Consider the following 20,467-nt stretch of genomic DNA (forward strand, 5'->3'; position numbering starts at 1 on the left):
GAGATAAAAAAATGTCGATTATCAACCTACCATTCGTTGATTCTATTAGAATCTAATTTAATAAAAATAAATAGTAAAATGGTAAACGCCCAAAGTCCTGAGCCACCATAACTAAACATGGGCAAAGGAATACCAATGGTTGGAATTAGCCCCATAACCATACCTATATTAATTAAAAAATGTATAAATATAATTGATGCAACACCATAACCATACACCCGGCTAAATTGTGATTTTTGTAATTCAGCTAAATGGAGTACTCGAATAATAAGCAGAACAAATAAAATAACAACAAATGTACTGCCTAAGAAGCCCCATTCTTCACCAACGGTACTAAAAATATAATCAGTATGTTGTTCTGGTACAAATTTACCTGTAGTTCTTGTGCCTTCTAAAAACCCTTTTCCTGTAAATCCTCCTGAGCTTATGGCTTTTTCAGATTCGTTGAGATTATAGGCAATAGTTTGTTTCATTCTTTTAAGTTTAACAGGGTCTTTTTCTAAACTTAGCCAAATAGTAATCCTGTTTTTTTGATGTTCAGGTAAGATGTTGCTATAAAAATATTTAACTCCAAAAGATAGAGCCGTAGTTATACCAACTATAAAAATAGTTTGAAGCAATGGCAATTTCTTTTTATTAAAGAAATATATTATAAAGCAAATAATGGCAACAATGGAAGCAATTAAAAGTGCTCCAAATTTCAATGCTAAAATTGCAATAATGATTAGTGAGAGTCCAATGTAAAGGTAGATTTTAGGTAGTCCTTCTCTATATAAAACAAAAAAGAAACCTCCATAAACTAAAGTGCTTCCAGTATCATTTTGGAGTATTACAAGTATCGCTGGAATAGATATTATAGCAAAAGTGCGTAGTTGATCTCCTAGGTTATTAATATCGGTATTTAGGTCACTAACATATTTTGCTACGGCTAGTGCGGTCGCAGTTTTGGTAAACTCACTAGGTTGAATGGTAAAACTACCTATGGCATACCAAGATGTAGCACCATTCACATTTTTTCCAAAGAGAAATAAACCCACCAATGACAACATGGAAACTATATAAATAACACTAGAGAACCGTTCGTAAAACTTAGTATCTATCGCTAAAAGCAACACAATTAAAATAAAGGTTAAGAAAATAAAAGCTAGCTGTTTTCCAAAAGGTTGTGAGAAATCAAAATAATCAATTGTGGTGCCTGTATGAGATGCAGATAAAATATTGAGCCATCCAAAACCAGTCAATAATAAAAACAGGATAATGGTTACCCAATCAAATTTAAAATATCTGTTTGTTTCTCTCACTCTTAATTTGTTGACGCGTTAATTTGTTTTAATCGCTTTTTAAGACGGTAATATTCCTGTTCTTCAATAACCTGTAATTGAGTTTCGCCATTAATTCTAAACGGTTCGCCAGAATAGGGCTTTGCATATTCGTTTTCTAAACTGTGCCTTAAAATCCAATCTTCTAAATCTGTTCTGGTAATAGTGCCGTTTATGTATTTTTCAATTAATAAACTTGCCATTTTACCAGCAAACCTACTTCCCCAATACCCGTTTTCAACAAATATAGCTAATGCAATTTTCGGGTTATCTTTTGGTGCAAATGCCACAAATATAGAATGGTCTGTTAATTGTGTTTTTGTACTATCAATTTTCATGAAGTTTTCGGCAGTTCCAGTTTTACCACAAATATCAATACCTTTCACTCTAAGTGATGCAGCAGTACCTTTATTAAAAACATCAAACATACCTTGAACAGCAGGTTCAAAATGTGCTTTATCAATAGTAGTATACTTGCGTGTAGTATATTTTGAATCTATAGTATCGTCTTTAATAGCTTTAATAATATGAGGTGTATAATAATAACCACGGTTTCCAATAGCAGCTACCATATTTGCTAATTGAATAGGAGTTGCTTCTACTTCGCCTTGGCCAATAGCGTTTGAGATATTGTAAGTTGCTGCCCATCTATTTTTACCGTACCATTTATCGTAAAAATCACCATCAGGAACACGTCCTTTGTTACCAATTTTTAAGTCGTAGCCTAGATAATTACCTAAACCAAAACTTTTTACGTGGTCGCTCCAAACGTTCATACCTTCATGAGCGGTGTCGTATTTTTCAATAATACGCCTATAAACATTTGCAAAATAGGCATTGCAGGACTGGGCAATACCACCATTCATACTCAAAGGTATTTTATGATGATGACAACCAGTTAACTTTCTTCTGCCTAAATAATAACCCATTCTACAGCCAAATTTTTCTTCTGGAGATACTACATTTTCTTGTAGGCCAATTAAAGCATTCAATACTTTAAAAGGAGATCCTGGAGGATATTGCGCTTTTAAACCACGGTCAAAAAGTGGTTTTGCAATAGTATCATAATACAATTTAGTAAAGTTTTTAGAGCGCGCTCTACCAACTAGAATATTTGGATTGTATGAAGGCGCAGAAACCATAGTTAATATTTCTCCAGAACTAGGTTCAATGGCAATAATACCTCCTCGTTTATTTCGCATTAATAATTCGCCATAAGCCTGAAGTTGGGCATCTATGGTTATGGTTATATCTTTTCCTTGTTCAGGAATTGTATCAAACTTTCCATTCTTGTATGGGCCAATATCTCGATTAAACCTGTCCTTTTGAATGAATTTTATCCCTTTTTTACCTCGAAGTGTTTTTTCGTAGGATGCTTCAACACCTTGATTACCAATTAAATCTCCCATTCTGTAGGATGGGTCTTTATTTATAATTCTGTTGTTTACTTCTCCAATATCTCCTAAAACATTAGCGCCTATAGTTGTATTGTAATTTCGTAATGAGCGTTTTTGAATATAAAAGCCTTTGTATTTTCGCATTTTTTCTTGCAATACGGCATAATCTTCTTTGGACAAATGTGATACGAAAACCGACTCTAAACGTGGGGAGTAACGTCTTGCCTTTTCATACTTCTTAGTAAAATCTTCTTTATCAATTTTAAGAAGCTTACAAAATTCTAAAGTGTCTAAAGGTTCTACTTCTCGAGGAATTACCATCACATCATAAGAGGGTTGATTGGATACTAAAAGCTTACCATTTCTGTCATAAATAAAACCTCTCTTAGGCATATCAAAGACCTTACGAAGTGCATTGTCTTCATATAAATTATCTGAACTCCCTTTATAGATTTGAAGGTAAAAGAGTCTTCCTATAAACGTAAATCCACATAAAATAACTAAAAAGAAAAGTAGAAATTGTCTCATTTAGTTTTCCGACTAAAAATAATTGATAGTAACGTTACCATCAAAATAGTAAATATACCTGAAAATAACGTTTTTTGAAGTATGGATAGTATTTCAGAAATATTAAAAATTTCTAAAGAAAACAAAATGATGTGATGTATGAATGTTAATAATGTGATGTATACTAATTTTGCGCCAAAATCAGTATTATCAAATTTCACATGATTGTGCTCGTACATGGTGCCAAAAGCAAACTTTAAAAACACGGGTCTCGCATAGGCTATAAATACTGAAGCAGCTGCGTGTATACCTCCTGAATCTGAAAACATATCTACAGATAACCCTAAAACAAAACTTAGGAAAATGAACAATAAACGGTCATTTTTTACAGGAAAAAATAAGATGAATAAAATATAAACATAAGGATTTATATATCCCAAAAAATTGATGTGATTAAAGAGGACTACTTGAAAAAATACAAGTATAATAAACCGAATAATATGTTGTGTTATTGAACTATTCATCGGTGTCTTCTAATAATGAATCAATTTCGTTTTTATCGGTGTTTTCGATGATGTAGACGTGTTCAAGATTCGTCATATCATTAAACAATCGCACATTTATTTCATAAAAATTTTCAGCAGCATCCAATTTAAAATTTTCAACAATACCAATATCAATACCTTTAGGGAAGATAGATGAACGTCCAGATGTAATAATCGTATCGCCTTGTTGAACAGGGGCTATTTTTTCAACATCCGTCAGCTGCACAATTTGAGGAGAATTTCCATCCCAAGTTAACGTACCAAAGTGATTGGATTTTTTCAACTGCGCACTAATTTGGCTGCTAGTATTTAAAATTGAAATAACGGTAGCGTAATTACTTGAAGTTTTATCAACTATACCAACTAAGCCTAATTGGGATTTAACACCAAAATCTTCTTTTATGCTATCATTTTTGCCTTTGTTTACCAATAAGTAATTATTAGTAGCCGCATAACTATTTCTGATAACGTTTGCTGAGGTAAATTTATAGTGCTGTTTAAAATTTAGACTGTCAATAAATGCAGAATCTGATTGTATGTCGTTATTGAGTAATAATTGGTTTAAGCGATTGTTTTCTTTAGCCAATAATTGATTTTGAGATTTTAAATTGAAATAAACACCAATATTATTTACAGAATTATAAACACCACCAGTTAAAAAATTAGCAGAGTTTACAAATTTACTTTTATGGTAAGAATGTGACTGAATTGTAAATAAAATGGAAACACCAAAGAGCAACAAGAACAACAAAAAGTTTTTGTTTCTTATTATAAAATTAATAATCTGTTGCATGGGTTATTTGCCTATTTTATCAATACACTTTTGTATTTAGGTAAATTTTTAAGCGTAATTCCAGTACCTCTAACTACAGCACGTAAAGGGTCTTCAGCAATATAAACAGGTAAATCTGTTTTCTGGGACAAACGTTTATCTAAACCACGTAGCATAGATCCACCACCAGCTAAATAAATACCAGTATTGTAAATATCGGCAGCTAATTCTGGAGGTGTTTGAGATAAAGTTTCCATAACCGCATCCTCAATACGTAAAATAGATTTATCAAGTGCTTTAGCAATTTCACGATAAGAAATAGACACCTGTTTAGGTTTTCCAGTTAATAAATCACGTCCTTGAACGCTCATGTCTTCTGGTGGTAATTCCAAATCTTCAGTAGCAGCACCAATTTGTATTTTTATTTTTTCAGCAGTACGCTCACCAACATACAGGTTATGTTGCGTTCGCATATAATACACTATATCATTTGTAAATACATCACCTGCAATCTTTACAGATTTATCGCAAACAATACCACCAAGCGCAATCACAGCAATTTCGGTAGTACCACCACCTATATCCACCACCATGTTTCCTTTAGGTTGCATAATGTCCACACCAATACCAATTGCCGCAGCCATTGGTTCATGTATTAAATAGACTTCTTTCCCATTTACTCGTTCAGCACTTTCTTTTACCGCACGCATTTCCACTTCTGTAATCCCAGAAGGAATACAAATTACCATACGCAATGCAGGTGTGAAAAACTTCTTTTTTAAAGCTGGTATGTTTTTAATAAACATACTTATCATTTGCTCAGAAGCATCAAAATCTGCAATTACACCATCCTTGAGAGGTCGAATGGTTTTGATATTTTCATGGGTTTTTCCTTGCATTAGACTAGCCTCTTGTCCAACGGCAATAATTTTACCAGAAACTCTATCTCGAGCTACAATTGAGGGTGCATCTACAACAACCTTATCATTATGAATGATTAGTGTATTTGCGGTTCCTAAATCTATTGCAATATCTTCTGTTAGGAAGTCAAAAATCCCATCTGCTATAAGTAGTTTAAAGTGGTTTAAAAACGAATCCCGTAAAAGTAATAAAAGTTAATAAATATTTGAGTTATATGGTATTCAAAATCTTTAAAATTTGAAATATCCATCTAATAAGAGCTTTTTATGAGGATATCTACTTTAAAAACTTAAGAATATTACTGATTTTAATATTTATTTTTTCAAATGTTAGATAGCTAACATTTTGAATAAATGATAGTTATTAATTTTAACACAATGAATATTAATTAAATTAAGAATCAAGATGAAAAGAAAATTACCATTAAAGAAATTTATGCAATCGTGCTTTTTGATGCTTTGCTTTTTAGGAGTAACGCTTCATGTAAATGCACAAGATGTAAGGTTAACAAGTGTTGATCCTACATTGGATGTTTTAACGATCTCTAATCCGGGAGCGACATTGGTAAATTTAACCAACTACCAGTTATGTTTAGGCCCAGGAACTTATGTACAAGTAGGATCACTTACACCAGTAAGTGGAACTATTATGTTGGGTGCTGGCGAGAATGTTGTATTGAGCTACAATATGGATGATGCTATGGATGGATTAAGTTTATTTAGTAATAATAATTTTACATCCTCTAATTCTGCAGATTTGATTGATTATGTGCAATGGGGAGCTGGCAACCAGCCACGAGTTGGTCAAGCTGTAACTGCTGGACGTTGGGATAATATAAATAATTTTGTTTCGGGAGCAGCACCTTACACAACTTCTTCAGGAGGGTCAGCAGCAGCATGGAGCGCTTGTGACGCTGAAGGAGGTGCAATTCAAATAGCAGGCACCACAGATACCACGACAGAGATTTGTGTAGGCGAAGGCACAAATGATTTAATAGATGTAGAGTTCGTGGATATGAACGTATTATCAGGCGACAGTTCTACTTGGGTAATTACCGATCAAGCCACAGGTAATATTTTAGGAACACCAGCAGCGGGGCCATTTAATTTGGAAGGCGCACCAACGGGTATTTGTGATATTTGGTATTTAAGATATACAGGCGATATAGGACTAGGATCGGCTACAAATGTATCAGATTTATCAGGATGCTTTGATTTGTCAAATGCAATTTCTGTAACACGAAATGCAGTAAATGGCGGAGCAATTCAAATAGCAGGAACAACAGATACCACAGCAGAGATTTGTGTAGGCGAAGGTACAGACGATTTAATAGATGTAGAGTTTGTAAATATGAATGTATTGTCAGGTGACAGTTCTACTTGGGTAATTACCGATCAAGCTACAGGTAACATATTAGGAACACCAGCAGCGGGACCATTTAATTTGGAAGGCGCACCAACGGGTATTTGTGATATTTGGTATTTAAGATACACAGGTGATATAGGACTAGGATCGGCTACAAATGTATCAGATTTATCAGGATGCTTTGATTTGTCAAATGCAATTTCTGTAACACGAAATGCAGTAAATGGCGGAGCAATACAAATAGCAGGGACTACCGATACTACAGCTAGTATTTGTGTAGGTGAAGGCACAAATGATTTAATAGATGTAGAGTTCGTGGATATGAACGTATTATCAGGCGACAGTTCTACTTGGGTAATTACCGATCAAGCCACAGGTAATATTTTAGGAACACCAGCAGCAGGGCCATTTAATTTGGAAGGTGCACCAACGGGTATTTGTGATATTTGGTATTTAAGATATACAGGCGATATAGGACTAGGATCGGCTACAAATGTATCAGATTTATCAGGATGCTTTGATTTGTCAAATGCAATTTCTGTAACACGAAATGCAGTAAATGGCGGAGCAATTCAAATAGCAGGAACAACAGATACCACGGCAGAGATTTGCGTAGGCGAAGGCACAAATGATTTAATAGATGTAGAGTTCGTGGATATGAACGTATTATCAGGCGACAGTTCTACTTGGGTAATTACCGATCAAGCCACAGGTAATATTTTAGGAACACCAGCAGCGGGGCCATTTAATTTGGAAGGCGCACCAACGGGTGTTTGTGATATTTGGTATTTAAGATATACAGGCGATATAGGACTAGGATCGGCTACAAATGTATCAGATTTATCAGGATGTTTTGATTTATCAAATGCAATTTCTGTAACACGAAATGCAGTAAATGGCGGAGCAATACAAATAGCAGGGACTACCGATACTACAGCTAGTATTTGTGTAGGTGAAGGCACAGACGATTTAATTTCAGTAGAGTTTACAGCAAGTTCAGTAACAAGTGGTACAAATGGTACTTATGTTATTACAGATCAAGCCACAGGAGAAATTCTTGGAACACCAGCAGCAGGACCATTTAATTTAGAAGGTGCGCCAGCAGGTGTTTGCGATATTTGGTATTTAAGATATGAAGATGGACTAACAGGTCTTACAGTAGGACAGGATGTATCAGGTTTATCAGGATGTTTTGATTTATCAAATGCAATTTCTATAACACGATTTACAGGTATGGATTGTGATGCTTTAGGTGTTGATGAATTTGAAGCTAACTTTAAGTTTACAGTATATCCAAACCCAGTTGAAAATGAACTATCTATTAAATATGAAGGTTTTCAAAACTTAGATTTAGATGTTCAGATTATTGATATGTTAGGAAAACAAATTATAAATGTTGACTTTTCAAATAACAGAAATACCACTTTAGATTTAGGAAGACTTACCTCAGGGACTTACTTCTTAAATATTAGAGATAAAAATTCAGGAAGTTCAATCACAAAGAGAGTAATTAAGAATTAATTGATAAATTAATTAGCCAAAGAAAAAGAGCATTCTAAAAGTGCTCTTTTTCTTTTTTTTAAAGCTTAGTGTTTAAAATGACGTGTACCAGTCATCACCATCGCAACATCATTATCGTTGCAATAATCAATACTTAACTGATCTTTTATAGAGCCACCTGGTTGAATGACAGCAGTAATACCAGCATTATTTGCAATTTCAACACAATCAGGAAATGGAAAAAAGGCATCACTTGCCATAACGGCACCATTTAAATCAAACTTAAAGTTCGTAGCTTTATGTATCGCTTGCTCTAAGGCATCCACACGACTTGTTTGTCCTGTTCCACTAGCGCATAATTGCTTGTTTTTAGCCAAAACAATCGTGTTTGATTTTGTATGCTTACAAATCTTAGAAGCAAAAATTAAATCATCAATTTGTGCTTGAGTAGGAGCAGTATTCGTTACATTCTTTAAGTCTTCAGCTTTATCAGTAATGTTATTTCTATCTTGTACTAAAACACCATTCAAACAACTTCTTACATTTGTTTTTGGCATCTCAATATCATGAATTACTAATAAAATTCTGTTTTTCTTTCCTTTTAAGACCTCTAAAGCTTCAGCAGAAAAAGAAGGTGCAATTACCACCTCACAGAATAATTTATGAATCTCTTCAGCAGTAACTAAATCTATTTCTTTGTTACTAATTAAAACACCTCCAAAAGCCGAAATTGGGTCTCCAGCTAAAGCATCTACATAAGCTTGGTGTAATGTGTCACGCTGTGCTAAACCACAAGCGTTGTTGTGTTTTAAAACAGCAAACGTTGGCGCATCATTTTTAAATTCTAACATTAAATTAACTGCAGCATCAACATCTAAAAGGTTGTTGTAACTCAATTCCTTTCCATGAAGTTTGGTGAACAACTCATCAAAATCTCCAAAGAAAAATCCTTTTTGGTGTGGGTTTTCACCATAACGCAAAGTCTTTCCGTTAGTTTCGCTTAATTTTAAAACCGTTTCATCATTATTCTGATTGAAGTAGTTGAAAATAGCAGTATCATAATGTGAAGAAACATTAAAAGCTTTACCCGCAAAACGTCTTCTGTTTTCCTCAGAAATAACGCCATTGTTTTCAGATATCAACTCTAAAAACTCAGCATAATCATTAACAGAAGATACGCAAATTACATCCGCATAGTTTTTAGCAGCAGCTCTAATTAAAGAAATACCACCTATATCAATTTTTTCGATAATATCTTGATTGCTCGCTCCAGAAGCAACGGTTTTTTCAAAAGGATATAAATCAACAATTACCACATCAATTTGTGGTATCTCATATTTAGATAATTCAGCAACATCACCATCATGGTTTTGTCTGTTTAAAATCCCACCAAATACTTTTGGGTGTAATGTTTTTACTCGGCCACCAAGAATAGATGGGTAAGAAGTAACATCCTCAACAGGAACAACGTTAACGCCTAAATCGTTAATGAATTTCTCGGTGCCACCAGTAGAGTAAATGGTTACACCTTGTTTATCAAGTTCTTTTACAATAGGTTCTAAACCGTCTTTACTAAATACAGATATTAACGCCGATTTAATAGTTTTTTCGTTGCTCATTTTGTTGTGTGCTTTAAAGAAATTTAAGTGTGTCTTGCTTAGGTTTTTAAATAATTGCAAAAATAGTTATTAAAAGCAAAATATCACCCTTAGAACATGAAAAAGCAACGTGTTTTTTTAACTAAAACGTGAAGTTGTTAACAGAGTTTTAAATTCCAAATAAATAAATCTCAATAGTTAGTAGTATTAAGAAAGTTTTTCTGATATTTTTTTACAAACAAACTCCAAAAACTGTTCATCAGCTTCAGTAAAAGGGTTAGGTGTATTAGAATCAATATCTATCTGTCCAATATTTTCGCCATTTACAAAAATAGGAACAACAATTTCAGCTTTTACAGTAATACTGCAAGCAATATAATTATCTTGAGCAGATACATCTGGTACCACAAAGTTTTCATTGCTTAAAGCAACTTGGCCGCAAATACCTTTCCCGAACGGAATCACAGTATGGTTGGTTGGCTCGCCAACATAAGGGCCTAAAAGTAATTCTTCCTTATTTCCATTTCTAAAATAAAAGCCTACCCAGTTGTAATAGTCGATATGTTTTTCGAGTAATTCACAAACTTTTAAAAGACATTCATCCACAGTATGTTCTGTGTTTGAAATAATAGAAACTACTTGAGGTTTTAGCTGTTCAAAAATCATAACTAAAAAAGTTTTCGCAAAAGTATTTAAAAAGGCTTAATTTCGATATTCAATTCTATAAAAATACTTGAAAGCACTTTTTATAAAATACAAGTCGGTTATAAAATTTATACTTACATTTTTGTTGGTTTATATAGTGCTGTCTGTTGCTTATAAATTTTACTTACAATTTTCAGACGGCTCTAAATTTTATCCAGATTATTTTACGCATATTGTTGCTAAACAAAGTGAATTACTTTTAAATTCCTTTGGGTATCAAACAGAGATTTTACCTCACCCAAATGAAGCATCCATAAAGTTATTGTTAAATGGAAAGTATTTGGGGCGTGTTATTGAAGGCTGCAATTCTATTAGTGTTATTATTTTATTTTTGTCATTTATTATTGCTTTTTCTGGAAAACTAAAAACAACATTTGTTTATATACTTTCTGGGAGTGTACTTATTTACACAGTTAATTTACTGCGCATTGTACTTTTAACTATAGGGTTGTATTATTACCCTGAATATGGAGAAGTGCTACATTCTGTTGTTTTTCCAGCAATTATTTACGGAATGGTATTTTTATTATGGGTTTTTTGGGTAAATAGATTTTCTAAACTGAACAGAAAGGATGTCTAAACTAATTAAATATATAATGGTTTTTATACTAGTAGGATTACTGATTCTAATTCGGTTTTTCGAAGACAGTTTGTTTTATGATCCGTACTTAACATTTTTTGAGAACGATTATTTATATGTTGATAGTCCCAGACGAGAAGTCGCAAAATTAGTTGGTTTTACAACCTTGCGTTATGTTTTGAATACGTTGATTTCCTTGGCTATTTTATTTGTGGTTTTTAAAGATAAAAGTATCCTTAAATTCTCTGGATTAATTTATATGATAGCGTTTGTAGGTTTTATGATTTTATATCTCTATTTTGTGGTAAATCCAAAACAAGAAGACTATTATTTGTTTTTTAATATACGTCGATTCTTAATTCAACCTTTAATTTTGATACTCCTTTTACCAGCTTTTTATTATCATAAGCTAAAACAATAGTGTTAATCATTTAATAAAAACTGAAAAGCATAACTTCATTTTTTGTAATTTTGTATTGTGTTAAAAATCATGTTACATAAAGCGTTTTCTGTTAGCCTCGCGCTAATTGTATTGTTTTCAACGGTATCATTTACTATTGAAAAACATTATTGTGGCGATACTTTGGTTGATGTTTCAATGTTTGTTGAAGCTGAGAAATGTGCCATGGAAAGCTTGGAAATAGCACAAAAAAATCTTGTTGTAAAGATGAAATTGACGTGGTTAAAGGTCAAGATGAATTAAAAGTATCCTCTTTTGAGGATTTAGATTTTGAACAGCAGCAATTTTTAACAGCATTTACGTATTCATATTTTAATGGTTTTGAAAGTTTACCAAAAGAAACCATTCCTCATAAAGATTATTCTCCTCCAAATTTGGTCGCCGATATTCAGGCCTTAGACCAGGTTTTTATCATTTGATAAATAGGTTTTTTCATTCCCGTTATCATTACTGTTACGAAGTTTCGGGAGTTTCAGTTAGAAGGGAATCTTATTATTTTTTCGCTTTCGCGGAACTATGAAAAATCTATTATTTCAAATATTAAATCAAAATGAAACATACATATACAGTTACAGGTATGACCTGTAACGGCTGCCGAACTTCAGTAGAAGACAAGCTAAATTCGATTCCAGAAATAATAAATGCATCAGTTAATTTAGAAACTTCTGAAGCGATTATTGAAATGTCAAGTCATATTTCAATAGAAAAATTACAAAGCGCACTTTCTGATAAATATGCTATTTCAGAAAAACATAGTTTTAATGCTTCTTCAGAAATTAAATCTGAAGAAACATCAGAATTAAAACAGCTATTTCCATTGTTTTTAATATTTGGTTATATCATCACAGCTTCAGTTTTACTCAATAATAATCCTTGGGATGCCAATGGATTTATGCTCGATTTTATGGGGCTGTTTTACATCGTATTCAGTTTTTTCAAATTGTTGGACTTAAAAGGTTTTCCAGGATCATTCAAAATGTATGATCCAATAGCGAAAGTGGTTCCCATTTATGGATGGATTTACCCGTTTATTGAAGTGGCACTTGGACTGATGTTCTTAATGCGTTTTGAAATTCCGATGGCTTTAATAATCACTTTAATTGTTTTAGGAATAACTACAGTTGGCGTCACAAAAACATTATTGGATAAGAAATCAATTCAATGTGCATGTTTGGGAACAGCGTTAAAGCTCCCAATGACCAAAGCTACGTTTATTGAGAACAGCATTATGATTGTAATGGCAATTATCATGCTTGTAAAAAACTTTAGTTAAATGAAAATATTATTTTATATACTATTACTACTGCCTGTTTTTGCTATGTCTCAAGATAAAATTAGAGGTATGGTAATGGAGGCAAATAGCGAAAACAAACGTATAGGGTTAGCGGGTGCAAATGTGTATTGGTTAGATACCCAAGTAGGAACAGTTACCGATATTGATGGAAAATTTACAATTCCATATAAAACCGAGTATAAAAAACTTGTGATTAGTTATGTTGGTTTTAAAACAGATACGATTACGGTATTACAACCAAAAATGATTTATCATTGGTTACAGCCAACGGACAATTTAGATTCGGTAACAGTAACATCCAGAAAGCAAACTACGTCTAAATCGTTCTTGAAATCACAAAATGTTATTACCGTGAGTAGCGACGAATTATTGAAGGCGGCGTGTTGTAATCTCTCCGAAAGTTTTGAAACCAATCCGTCAATAGATGTGAATTTCGCCGATGCAATTTCAGGAACACGTCAAATAAAAATGTTGGGACTCACAAGTCCGTATATTTTAATTGCTACTGAAAACATACCATCCATTCGAGGAGCATCACAAGCGTATGGTTTAAGTTTTATTCCAGGGACTTGGGTCGAAAGTATTCAAATTACTAAAGGTGCAGGAAGTGTGGTAAATGGTTTTGAAAGTATTGCGGGACAGATAAATACCGAATTGGTAAAACCATCAACCGATGATAAGTTGTTTGTAAATTTATATGGTGCAACAAGCGAACGTTTAGAACTCAACACGCATATAAACACAAAATTAAGTGATAGATGGCATACGGGTTTATACATTCATGGGAACACGCATCAAAAAAAGCACGATGTAAATAATGACGGTTTCTTGGATATGCCAAAATTCAATCAAGTTAATGTAATGAATCGTTGGCAATATACCGACACCCAAAAAGGATTTGTAAGCTTTATTAATTTGAAGTTTTTAAATGATGAAAAGCAAACTGGCGAACTGGATTTTAATCCAGATACTGATAAGTTAACTACCAATAATTGGGGCAGCGAAATTGATACCAAACGTTATGAGGTTTCAGCAAAATTTGGGTATGTAAATCCTGAAGTACCATGGCAAAGTTTGGGTGTGCAAACGGCTTACAGTAGTCATAAGCAAGAATCGTATTTTGGTTTGAATACCTATGATATCAAACACAATAGCTTGTATGCGAATGCTATTTATAACTCCATTATAAGCGATTCCAGACATAAAATTAAAACAGGAATAAGTTATACATACGACCATTATGACGAATTTGTAAACACCACAGATTACGAACGCACCGAAAACTCAGTAGGCGGATTTTTTGAGTATAGTTTTGATAATTTGGAATTGTTGAATGTTACGGCTGGAGTACGTATAGATCGTCATAATTTATTAGGCACGTTTATTACTCCAAGAGTACATGCAAGATATTCGCCTTGGAGTAAATCGGCATTTAGAGCGTCTTTCGGAAGAGGAAAACGAAGTGCTAATATTTTTACTGAAAATCAGCAGTTATTCGCAACATCAAGAGCAATTAATATCCTCAATTCAGGTGGCGCAATTTATGGTTTAGATCCAGAAATTGCATGGAATTATGGGGTTTCATACCTGCAAGGATTTAACCTCTTTGGACGAAAGGCCGATGTTACTTTAGATTATTATAAAACCGATTTTAAAAACCAAGTGGTGGTAGATTGGGAAAACCCGATGGCAATTAATTTTTATAACCTTGATGGAAAAAGTTTTGCTCACAGCTTTCAAGTTGAATTAAATTATAATGCTTTTAAAGGTTTTGATTTAAGAACAGCCTATAAATTTTATGATGTAAAAACCGATTATAATTCTGAACGATTAGAAAGACCTTTAACACCAAAGCACCGATTGTTCGCCAATCTTGCCTATGAAACTCAAGTTAAAGCGCATGGGGCACATTGGAAGTTTGATACTACGTTCAATTGGCTAAGCGATCAACGTTATGCGTCTACAGTTGCTAATCCTGCACAATACCAATTGCCAGATAGAACACCAACTATTGCAACACTTAACGCTCAAATCACTAAAGTATTTTCTCCAAAATTTGAAGTATATTTAGGAGGCGAAAACATCACAAATGTGAGACAGCCCAACCCAATTTTAGGAGCAGACGACCCATTTGGAGCGAATTTTGATACTACCTTTGTATATGGTCCAATTTTTGGAAGTATGTATTACGCAGGATTGCGTTATAGAATAAAATAAATAATAAAGCGTCATTACGAGGACGTAGGACGAAGTAATCTTAAACAACAAAAAGCCAAATCCTAGATTGGCACATCGTATCTCCTCGCATAACAAAAAAATAAAAACAATAAAACCATGAAAAAATTAATAATCCTAACACTATTACTCATAGGAACAATAACCTTCGCCCAAAACAAAAACGCCAAAGCCACTATGGAAGTAGATGGTATTTGCGGCATGTGTAAAGCACGGATAGAAAAAGCATGTTTAAACACCAAAGGCGTAAAATTTGCCACATGGAATATAGACACCCACGAATTAAAATTGATTTACGACGAACGCAAAACAGATGTAAAAACCATAGAAAAACAAGTTTTAGCTGCAGGGCATGATGTTAAAGAACAGAAGGCTACAGATGAGGCTTATGCAACTGTACATGCGTGTTGTAAATACCGTGATGAGGGAGTTAAGGAAGAGCATGAGCATGAAAATAAAGAGGGAGAAGAACATCAGCATTAAAAATAAATTAAAATAACCGAAGTTATAAAGCTTCGGTTTTTTTGTGTTTGTATTTGATTTTGTAGAAAATTTCTTTAGATTTATTGTCTGCGGTTATAAATGACTTTATATCCTTAAGGAAGGAATTTAAACAAAATGTTATGATTAAAAAATTACTATTTACATTCGTGATTATTATTTCACAAAATTCATTCTTATAAAACTTATAAAAACATATAATTTTATATACCCGCTCAGCAAAATTAGTAACTTCGCAGTAACAATAAAACCAACAGATTGGTTTTTTATTTATTCATTCTTCCTCTTCTTAGGTTTCCTGCGCTTGCCGCTATTCAACTTATAAGTATAGCTCAAAATCACATAACGCCCTAAACTTGCAGTAGTGGTTTCTTCAAAATAATTTACGGTACTGCGTCTAAAAATATCAACGTTTTTATCCAGAATATCAATCAGTACCAATTTTAAAATATTCTTTTTATTTCCAGAAAAGGCATAAGAAATGGCTGCATTCCAAATGGGTAATTCTTGGTTATTGGTAAATTTATTATCCGAAAAAATAATATAATCTAGTTGGGTGTTGAGGTTTAATGCTTTGGAGGCTTCAAAATCAAATGAGGCGAAATAGTTTTGCTCAGTAAACGTTCTGTCCAAATCTTCTACCAAAGAAAATTTAGTATTATTAATATTATAAGAAGCTCCAGTTTTTACATCAAATCTGCTTTTATTTGAATTTTCAAAAGATACATTTAGCGAGTAATCTTGAGTAATGACATCGTTCAATTCATTATTCACCACAGCATTTGAAGTTTGGTATCGGTTATTGTTTTTTAAGGTATACCTTATGCCTAGCTTTTTCATCTTTTTACTTAAACTGAATAAAGTGTTTAAGCGTTTGTTATTGCCAGTATTTTCATAAGTTCGTGTTCTGATAAAATCATCATCTATCAAAACATTCGAGTTAATGGCATCTTCAATGTATTGAAATTGAATTTTAGAATAAAAACTTAAAGACGATTTAAAATCATGAATGGTGTTGTTCAACGTAATCATATCAATCTTTTCGGTCTTTAAATTTGGGTTTCCTGTTCTTATGGAAAAGGGATTTAAATCGTTTATAATTGTAGTGATTTGTGGTGTTCTGGGACTTCTAATGACTCTTCTATAATTCAATCGATGTTTAGAACCGCGCTTGGGTTTGTATTGTAAAGTTGCCAATGGATTTACATAAAATTGGTTTCTAGTAATAGGCATGTCGCCATCTGCTCCAAAAGCTCTGTTTAAGTCTTGTAATTCTGCACCATAAGACACATACCATTTTTCGTGATTGTAATTGTGTAAAAACTTGGTGGAGTATCTGCGTTCAGCATTTTCGAATTTAAAATCGAGTCGTTCTTCCTCGTTATTGTTACTTATGGTAATCCTGGATTGTAATGCATCTTCAATATCTGTAACATTTAATAGAGAGCCTTGTACTTTTAAATAATGATGTTCCCAAAGTGGTTCGGTGTAATTAAAAAACATGCTGAGCCTTGTGTTTTTAACCGATTCATCTCTCAAAGTAAACTGCTCTCTTTCAGATTCGTTAGCCTTACCAATATTGCGCGTAATTAATGTGCTTTGAGTATTGAAATAAGCTCTGTTTGAGATAGTGGTATTAATACCCGTACTAAAATTTCGCCCATGTTTTTGAAGCCTTTGGTAGTAATTGATATTAATTTTCGCTGTTTCTCGGTCGTTTTTAGTGTTTAAATCAAAATTATTAGTGGTTACCAATTCATCGGCATCATTTATAAAACGGCCTTTTCTGTCTAACACGTTTGTTCTCATATCGGAAGTAAACCCACCTTTAATTCTTAAACTATGCATTTTATGAGACTTGTTCTGGTAGTTGAAATTTAAGTTGTGGTTGTTGGTGGTATTATCGAAATCGTTATCAGAATTAAAATCAAAATTATTATTGCCTGAAAAGGTAATTCTATTGGCAAAGGAGAGTCCGTTGTTGTTTGTATGGTTGAAAAAATAATCAGCATTAAAGGACTCTTTCTTTTTAAACTCATGACCAATATGTACACCAGCTACTCCAGTTGTTAAAAAGCCACTTAAACTTTTTTGACGGCGCGAATTACTGTTTTCTTCTTCTTCGGAATCATCAGCAATGCCATTGGCATTTTGTAAAAACCCTCGAATATTGGAGCCAGTAATGTTGATGTTATTGAATTTCCCCACTACTGAAATTTGTGTTTTGGAGTTAAAACGATTGTAGTTTAGGTTACTGAAATAGCGGCTATCTAATCCCATCCCAGCTGATAGTTTTCCGAAGCCTTGATTTTTTTTAGTTTTCTTTAAAGTGAAATTAATAATCACTTCCTTGTTACCATCATCAACACCTGATAGTTCGGCCTCATCACTTTTTTTGTCAATAACTTCTACTTTAGAGATGGCATCAGCAGAAAGATTTTTTAAAACAATAGCAGGATCACCACCAAAAAACTCTTTACCATCTACAAATATTCGTGCTACTTCGTTGCCTTGGGCGATAACTTTTCCGTCTGAATCTACTTCAACACCAGGTAATTTCCCCAATAGAGATTCAATCGTATCATCATGGTTTATTTTGAACGAATTAGCATTAAAAGCTACCGTGTCTTTTTTAATTTGAACAGGAACTACTGCCGAAATCATAACTGCATCTAAAGCACTAATGTCTTCTTCTAGCTTTATGGTTTTTAAATCTATTGGTAAGCCTTCCAAGTTTAATGATTTATAATAAGGTTGAAAACCGAGAGAAGATGCCTGAAACAAAACATTACCTTGTTTATGTTCTATAATTCTAAAAAAACCTTTACTATCAGTGATTGAGTAGTTAGCTACAGTTGAGTCTTTTGAGTTTAAAAGTACTATAGAGGCTAATTCTATGGGTTGATTTTGAGGGTCGACTATTATGCCTGTAACTTCTGTTTGACTGATAATTGAATTTGAAATACAAAAAAATAGTATAGAAAAAACGAGTTTTCTAATCATAAAACGGTTTGTAGCGGTTTGTTAATAGTACATAAGACCAAACGGATAAAGAAAGGTTTAAAAGAAAATAAAAAAACGCTCCAAAATTAATTGAAGCGTTTTTTTATAATTTGTGTGGCGAGGCTCTCGACCTACATCATTCCTGGCATACCGCCACCCATTGGAGGATGTCCACCAGCTTCAGCTTCTTTAATATCAATTAAAGCACATTCAGTAGTTAGAATCATTCCAGCTACAGAAGCAGCATTTTCTAAAGCAATACGTGTTACTTTTTTAGGATCTATAATTCCTGCTTTAAGCATGTCAACATATTCCTCAGATTTAGCATCATAACCAAAGTCTTTTTTACCTTCTAGAACTTTATTGATTACTACAGAACCTTCTCCGCCTGCATTTTCTACAATAGTTCTCAATGGAGATTCAATGGCTTTATTTACAATTTGAACACCTGTAGTTTCGTCTAAATTGTCAGTAGTGATTTTAGTTAAAACAGCTTTAGCTCTCACTAAGGCAACACCACCACCAGCAACAATACCTTCTTCTACAGCAGCTCTAGTAGCATGTAAAGCATCATCAACACGGTCTTTCTTTTCTTTCATTTCAACTTCACTTGCAGCACCTACGTAAAGTACAGCAACACCACCAGCTAACTTAGCTAAGCGCTCTTGTAGTTTTTCTTTATCGTAATCTGAAGTTGTAGTTTCAATTTGAGATTTAATTTGGTTTACACGAGCTTTAATTGTTTTAGCATCACCAGAACCGTTTACAATAGTTGTATTGTCTTTATCTACAGTTACAGTTTCAGCAGAACCTAACATTGATAAATCAGCATTTTCTAAAGTGAAACCTCTTTCTTCAGAAATTACAGTACCACCAGTTAAAATTGCTATATCCTCTAACATTGCTTTACGTCTGTCTCCAAACCCTGGTGCTTTAACCGCAGCAATTTTAAGTCCACCACGTAATTTATTAACTACCAATGTTGCTAATGCTTGTCCGTCAACATCTTCGGCGATGATTAATAACGGACGACCAGATTGAGCAACTGGCTCTAATATTGGAAGGATTTCCTGTAAATTAGAAATCTTTTTATCAAATAATAAAATGTATGGATTTTCTAGATCTGCAATCATTTTATCAGTATCAGTTACAAAGTAAGGTGATAAATACCCTCTGTCAAACTGCATTCCTTCAACAACATCAACGTATGTTTCCATACCTTTTGCTTCTTCAACAGTAATTACGCCTTCTTTTCCAACTTTTCCGAAAGCTTGAGCAATTAATTCGCCAATTGTATCATCGTTATTTGCAGAAATAGCAGCAACTTGTTTTATTTTTTCAGAAGAGTTACCTACTTTTTTGGCTTGCTTTTCTAAATCGACTGTAATAGCCTCTACAGCTTTATCAATCCCACGTTTTAAATCCATTGGGTTTGCACCAGAAGCTACGTTTTTTAAGCCTTCTTTTACGATAGCTTGTGCTAAAACGGTAGCGGTTGTTGTACCATCACCGGCTAAATCGTTGGTTTTAGAAGCTACTTCCTTAACCATTTGTGCGCCCATATTTTCGTGAGCATCTTCTAATTCTATTTCTTTAGCTACAGAAACACCATCTTTTGTAACTTGAGGTGCTCCAAAACTTTTAGAAATAATTACGTTACGTCCTTTAGGACCTAATGTTACTTTTACTGCGTTTGCTAATGCATCAACACCACGTTTTAAACCGTCGCGTGCATCAATATCAAATTTTATGTCTTTTGCCATTT

The 20,467-nt window shown here is 33.5% G+C and carries 15 protein-coding genes and 1 pseudogene; 7 read left to right on the forward strand and 9 right to left on the reverse strand.

Annotation, left to right across the window (positions count from 1 at the left end):
* Positions 1-26 precede the first annotated feature (26 nt).
* The 5 genes from rodA to AC0L5U_RS17515 form a co-directional block, all read right to left on the reverse strand.
* Complete coding sequence (gene rodA / locus AC0L5U_RS17495; RefSeq protein ID WP_473417727.1) at positions 27-1,301, reverse strand: rod shape-determining protein RodA; 1,275 nt, start codon at positions 1,299-1,301, stop codon at positions 27-29.
* A 2-nt stretch (positions 1,302-1,303) separates the two neighbouring features.
* Positions 1,304-3,244 (reverse strand): peptidoglycan D,D-transpeptidase FtsI family protein, encoded by a 1,941-nt coding sequence (locus AC0L5U_RS17500; protein WP_473417728.1) that lies wholly within the window; start codon positions 3,242-3,244, stop codon positions 1,304-1,306.
* Complete coding sequence (locus AC0L5U_RS17505) at positions 3,241-3,594, reverse strand: hypothetical protein (protein WP_473417729.1); 354 nt, start codon at positions 3,592-3,594, stop codon at positions 3,241-3,243. The genes AC0L5U_RS17500 and AC0L5U_RS17505 overlap by 4 nt, the downstream gene beginning before the upstream one ends.
* 145 nt (positions 3,595-3,739) lie before the next feature.
* Positions 3,740-4,561 carry a rod shape-determining protein MreC gene (mreC, locus tag AC0L5U_RS17510; RefSeq protein ID WP_473417730.1) on the reverse strand — a complete coding sequence of 274 codons (822 nt, stop codon included), beginning with the start codon at positions 4,559-4,561 and terminating at the stop codon, positions 3,740-3,742.
* A gap of 11 nt (positions 4,562-4,572) precedes the next feature.
* On the reverse strand, positions 4,573-5,607 hold the full coding sequence (locus AC0L5U_RS17515; protein ID WP_473418328.1) for a rod shape-determining protein: 1,035 nt from the start codon (positions 5,605-5,607) through the stop codon (positions 4,573-4,575).
* A gap of 259 nt (positions 5,608-5,866) precedes the next feature.
* Between AC0L5U_RS17515 and AC0L5U_RS17520 the strand changes: the two genes are divergently transcribed.
* Entirely contained in the window at positions 5,867-8,347 is a 2,481-nt protein-coding gene (locus AC0L5U_RS17520; protein WP_473417731.1) for a T9SS type A sorting domain-containing protein, read from the forward strand.
* Positions 8,348-8,412: 65 nt separating this feature from the next.
* Here the strand turns inward: AC0L5U_RS17520 and purH are convergent, their stop codons facing one another.
* Together purH and AC0L5U_RS17530 are read right to left on the reverse strand one after the other, a co-directional pair.
* The gene (gene purH / locus AC0L5U_RS17525) at positions 8,413-9,945 is read right to left on the reverse strand and encodes a bifunctional phosphoribosylaminoimidazolecarboxamide formyltransferase/IMP cyclohydrolase (RefSeq protein ID WP_473417732.1); all 1,533 of its coding nucleotides are present in this window, start codon (positions 9,943-9,945) and stop codon (positions 8,413-8,415) included.
* 186 nt (positions 9,946-10,131) lie between these two features.
* On the reverse strand, positions 10,132-10,590 hold the full coding sequence (locus tag AC0L5U_RS17530; protein WP_473417733.1) for a GAF domain-containing protein: 459 nt from the start codon (positions 10,588-10,590) through the stop codon (positions 10,132-10,134).
* Between the two features lie 67 nt (positions 10,591-10,657).
* Here AC0L5U_RS17530 and xrtF point away from each other — a divergent pair, with 67 nt between their 5' ends.
* The 6 genes and pseudogenes from xrtF (at position 10,658) to AC0L5U_RS17560 (ending at position 15,681) form a co-directional block, all read left to right on the forward strand.
* On the forward strand, positions 10,658-11,209 hold the full coding sequence (gene xrtF, locus AC0L5U_RS17535) for an exosortase family protein XrtF (RefSeq protein WP_473417734.1): 552 nt from the start codon (positions 10,658-10,660) through the stop codon (positions 11,207-11,209).
* Complete coding sequence (locus tag AC0L5U_RS17540) at positions 11,202-11,630, forward strand: exosortase F system-associated membrane protein (protein ID WP_473417735.1); 429 nt, start codon at positions 11,202-11,204, stop codon at positions 11,628-11,630. Before xrtF ends, AC0L5U_RS17540 begins: the two co-directional genes overlap by 8 nt.
* A gap of 57 nt (positions 11,631-11,687) precedes the next feature.
* Positions 11,688-12,088, forward strand: a pseudogene (locus AC0L5U_RS17545) (HYC_CC_PP family protein).
* Positions 12,089-12,219: 131 nt separating this feature from the next.
* On the forward strand, positions 12,220-12,942 hold the full coding sequence (locus tag AC0L5U_RS17550; protein ID WP_473417736.1) for a heavy-metal-associated domain-containing protein: 723 nt from the start codon (positions 12,220-12,222) through the stop codon (positions 12,940-12,942).
* Positions 12,943-15,180, forward strand: coding sequence for a TonB-dependent receptor (locus tag AC0L5U_RS17555; RefSeq protein ID WP_473417737.1), 2,238 nt, complete (start codon positions 12,943-12,945; stop codon positions 15,178-15,180). It begins immediately after the preceding gene.
* A 117-nt stretch (positions 15,181-15,297) separates the two neighbouring features.
* The gene (locus AC0L5U_RS17560) at positions 15,298-15,681 is read left to right on the forward strand and encodes a heavy-metal-associated domain-containing protein (RefSeq protein WP_473417738.1); all 384 of its coding nucleotides are present in this window, start codon (positions 15,298-15,300) and stop codon (positions 15,679-15,681) included.
* Positions 15,682-15,969: 288 nt separating this feature from the next.
* Here AC0L5U_RS17560 and AC0L5U_RS17565 read toward each other — a convergent pair whose 3' ends face one another.
* Both AC0L5U_RS17565 and groL read right to left on the reverse strand, forming a co-directional pair.
* Positions 15,970-18,702 carry an outer membrane beta-barrel protein gene (locus AC0L5U_RS17565; protein WP_473417739.1) on the reverse strand — a complete coding sequence of 911 codons (2,733 nt, stop codon included), beginning with the start codon at positions 18,700-18,702 and terminating at the stop codon, positions 15,970-15,972.
* 131 nt (positions 18,703-18,833) lie between these two features.
* Positions 18,834-20,465, reverse strand: a complete 1,632-nt coding sequence (groL, locus tag AC0L5U_RS17570) for a chaperonin GroEL (protein ID WP_473417740.1) — start codon at positions 20,463-20,465, stop codon at positions 18,834-18,836.
* Between the last annotated feature and the right edge of the window lie 2 nt (positions 20,466-20,467).

The organism is Jejuia sp. G7-7, assembly GCF_055808955.1.